Here is a 4,628-nt window from a genome sequence, read left to right as displayed (position 1 = left end):
TACCGAAAGGCGAACCTTTACCCAACCCTTTACACCCGGAGACGACGAGCAGCGCCTCTATGACGGCATTTCCGCGTTCATGCTTCGCGAAGAATCCTATGCCTTGCCGAAGCGTCAGCGCCATCTCACCACACTCATTCTGCGCAAATTGCTGGCATCCAGTACCTGCGCAGTGACCGAAACCTTAAAACGTATTCGTGAGCGCCTGATCCGCTTGCGTGACCAGCAAGTGGTCTCCGATGATTTTCTCGGTCACCTGGTCGCAGAAGAAGAGCTCGAAGAAGAATATTTGGAAATCCTGGAAGCGTCGGCAGAGTCTGGCCCAATAGACCAAGCAGAGATCGACAAGGACAGAATCAACGAAGAAATTGCAGAATTGGAGCAGTTCATCAGCTGGGCCGACGCCATCAAAGTTGACGCCAAATCCCGACAACTGCTTACTGCCCTGGAAACCGGCTTCCAGGAAATGGAAAAAATGGGGGCTCCGCGCAAGGCCATCATTTTTACCGAATCGCGCCGTACCCAGGAATATCTAAGAACTTATCTGGATGAGCAGGGTTATCGGGGCAAGCTGGTCACCTTCAATGGCACCAACACCGCCCCGGAATCCAATGGTATCTTCCAGCTGTGGCTACAGGAAGAACGGAATAAGGACAAAATCACCGGCTCCTGCCCAGTTGACAGGCGAACAGCCCTGATTGATTACTTCAGGGAGCAGGCAGAGATCATGATTGCCACAGAAGCGGCGGCCGAAGGTGTCAATCTGCAATTTTGTTCCATGGTCATCAACTATGATCTGCCGTGGAACCCGCAACGGGTAGAGCAACGTATTGGGCGCTGCCATCGCTACGGCCAGAAGCATGATGTGGTGGTGGTCAATTTCGTCAATACGCGCAATGAAGCTGACAAGCGGGTACTGGAATTACTGTCAGAAAAATTCAACCTGTTCAATGGCGTGTTCGGGGCATCCGATGATGTGCTGGGAAGCATCGAAAGCGGTATCGACTTTGAAAAACGTATCCTGAATATCTATCAAAGCTGCCGTTCACCGCAAGAGATACAGCAAGCCTTTGAGCAACTGCAAAAAGAACTCGAAGAAGACATTGCAGCGCGCATGGACAGCACCCGCCAACTGCTACTGGAACATTTTGATGAAGACATCCATGATTTACTTAAGATACAGCTGGATCAGGCTAAACAGCGGCTGGACAAGGTAGGGCGGCTGTTCTGGCTGCTCACCCGTCATGTGCTGGACGGTGCCGCGCAGTTTAATGACGACAAGCACGATTTTGTGCTGGAACGCACGCCAGGACAAAGCATCGAGGCCGGGCATTACCAACTCATACGCAAAGGCTTGGCTGAAGAGGAGATTGCCGCGCAACACCTGTACCGCCTCACCCATCCCCTGGGCGAATATGTACTGGATACTGCAAAGGCGCTGGACACACCGGTATCCAATATTCGTTTCGATATATCCAACCATCCCGCAAAAATATCAGTTATAGAAGCGCTCAAGGGCCAGTCCGGATGGTTGAGCCTGGATTTGCTTACCGTGGAGACCTTTCAGCGCGAAGAGCATTTGATCTTTACCGCCCAACTTGACGATGGCCGTTCACTCGATCAGGAAACCTGCGAAAAACTATTTTCCTGCCATACAGCCTCGATGCCCGAGATGCTTGGCATGGAACCGCCATCCACGCTTACAGATAACGCCGAGCGCCAGTGTCAGGCGGCCATCAGCCGCATTCTTGAGGCCAACAACCGCTTCTTCCAGGCCGAGCGGGAGAAGCTGGAAAAATGGGCAGACGACAAGATCCTAGCAGCCGAACAAGACTTGCAGGACACCAAGGCCCGAATCCGCGGGCTAAAACGGGAGTCCCGGCAGGCAGAAACGGTCGAGCAGCAGCATGATATGCAGAAACAGATACGGGATCTGGAACGCCTGCAACGCTGCCAGCGCCAGCGCCAGCAGATCTTCGAGGCGGAAGACGAAATTATCGAGAAGCGCGACCAACTGATCGAGGCTCTCGAACAAAGAATGAACCAACATACACAGACCGATCGCCTGTTCACCATTCGGTGGTCGGTCGTGTGAAAAAGAAAACAACAGGAGACGCCTTATGGCGAACATCGAAAAACAACGCGAACGCTTGATCAACCTGCTGAAAGAGCTGTTTCAGCTTGATCAGCCAGAACTGGATTTCGGCTTCTACCGCATCATGCATGCCAAGGCCGGCCAGGTGTCAGACTTTCTGGAAAACGACCTGCTGGCTATGATCAGGGACGCATTCGGAGAAGCTGACGAAGCACGAATTGCCGAGGCGAAGGCCGCCTATGAGGCAGCCCGTAAGCAAGCTGAAGAATACGGAGCTCCCGATCCAGACGCGACCGAGCCGGTGCAGAAAGCCAAGACTGCATTTGATGCGGCCAAAGCCAGCGGCAGCAACGAAGGCGATGTGTATGACCATCTCTACCGTTTTTTTGAGCGTTACTACGACCAGGGCGATTTCATGTCACGCCGCTACTTCGCACGCGAGACCGACGGCAAGGCGGCGCCCTATGCCATTCCCTACGACGGGCGCGAGGTTTATCTGCACTGGGCCAACAAGGATCAGTACTACATAAAGACATCCGAATATCTTTCCAACTTCACCTTCGACCCCACTCAGGCCACTGAATACCGGGAAGCTCATGGCGAACTACTTGAAGGGAAACCCCTCAAGGTTCACTGCCGCATAGTTGCCGCCTCGGAAGGCGAACACAACAATGTCAAGGCCTCGGAGCAGACCGAACGCTACTTCATCATTCACGACGCGGAGCCGGTAAAACTGGAAACCGGCGAGAACGGCGAACCCGAGTTGGTGATCCAGTTCGAATACCGTGCCGATCCCGAAAAGACAGGGCAGGAAGGAACCTGGCGTAAAAAACGGCTTGATGAGGCGGCAGAACGCATAAAGGCAACACTGGGCGAGCTTGACAAAGCCGGCGACTATGTCACCGCACTGATGACCCCGGCGCCAACGGAAAAGGAAAAAAACCGCACCCTGCTGGAAAAGTACATCGCCAAATACGCCGCCCGAAACACCATGGATTACTTCATCCACAAGGATCTCGGCGGCTTCCTGCGCCGCGAGCTGGATTTCTATATCAAGAATGAAGTGATGCGCCTGGACGATGTCGAACATGCCGATGCCCCCAAAGTGGAGACCTGGCTCGCCAAGGTCAAGGTGCTACGCAAAATCGCCCGCCATTTGATCGACTTTCTGGCGCAACTGGAGGATTTTCAGAAGAAGCTGTGGCTGAAAAAGAAGTTTGTCGTCGATACCCAATACTGCATTACTCTGGATCGTATTCCCGAAGCGTTCTACCCGGAAATTGCAGCCAACGAGGCGCAGCGTGAAGAATGGGTGCGACTGTTTTCTATTGATGAGCTTGAAGGCTATTCCGCTCCGCTTACCGTGGATTTTCTCAAGGCGAATGACAGGCTGGTACTGGATACGCAGTTTTTTGAGGAAAGCTTCAAGGCACGGTTAGTGGCATCGATTGAAAACTTTGATGAGCAGTGTGATGGGTTGCTGATGCATTCGGAAAATTTTCAGGCCTTGAACTTGATGCAGGAACGGTATCGGGAACAGGTGAAGTGTATTTATATTGACCCGCCGTATAATACGGGGAGTGATGGGTTTGCATATAAAGATAGCTATCAGCATTCTAGCTGGATGTCTTTTTTGTTTGACCGTGTGATTTTGTCCAGAGGAATTTTAAGCACAAAAGGAATGTTCTTTTCTTCAATTGATTTTGTGGAGGAAACGAGGCTCAGGCAAATTTGTGATGATATTTTTTCTACAGATGGCTTTCTTGCAAAAATTATATGGGAAAAGCGATTCACTCGAAGTAATAATGCGAAACTATTCTCAACTTTAACTGAGAACATTTTAGCCTATAGGGCCAGTACTCATGTCACGCTGTTAAGAGAACCAAGAAATGAAAAAGCTGATTCAACTTACAGCAACCCAGATAATGATCCTAGAGGGGTATGGACAAGTGTTTCATATGTCAACCCAGCCTCAAAAGAAGCACGCCCCAATCTTACATATCCGCTGACTAATCCTATTACTGGTGAAGAAGTAAACCACCCAACGAATGCTTGGAAATACGAAAAGGCTACATATGAAAAGCATGTAGCTGAAAATCGTCTGTATTGGGGACAAGAAGGTGGTCACACATATCCGCGGTTAAAAAGATTTTTGAGCGAGATGGAAGGCATGGTTCCTGTTGACCTTTGGAAGCACGAAGACACAGGAACAACTGATTCTGCAAGCAAGCTACTGGAAGATGAATTTGGTCGTAAGGTGTTTGAATTTCCCAAACCTCCATCACTCATTAAAAGAGTTATCGGGTTGGCTAATTTTGGAAATACCGATGGCACTTTCATAGACTTTTTTGCGGGTACAGCACCAACTGGTCACGCTGTCATCAATCTCAACCGCGAAGATGATGGCAAACGTAGATATATTCTTGTTGAAATGGGCAACTATTTCGACACTGTCCTCAAACCCCGCATTGCCAAGGTGATTTATTCCAAAGACTGGAAAAACGGCAAGCCCATTGCACGCGATACCGGCATT

Annotated in this window: 2 protein-coding genes; both read left to right on the top strand. The window is 50.5% G+C overall.

The genetic code is table 11. The features are described 5' to 3' along the window. The coding region (locus ACOCD2_RS12865; RefSeq protein ID WP_419625720.1) for a helicase-related protein at positions 1-2,095 on the top strand (2,095 nt) is incomplete at its 5' end. A gap of 25 nt (positions 2,096-2,120) precedes the next feature. Continuing rightward, positions 2,121-4,628, top strand: a 2,508-nt coding sequence (locus ACOCD2_RS12860; protein ID WP_419625719.1) for a site-specific DNA-methyltransferase, incomplete at its 3' end; no start/stop codon positions are given.

It is taken from the genome of Thiolapillus sp. (genome assembly GCF_048562965.1).
GTDB lineage: Bacteria > Pseudomonadota > Gammaproteobacteria > Chromatiales > Chromatiaceae > Thiolapillus > Thiolapillus brandeum_A.
Note: the sequence above shows the minus strand (reverse complement) of the source record. Positions and strands in the feature narration are given on the sequence as shown.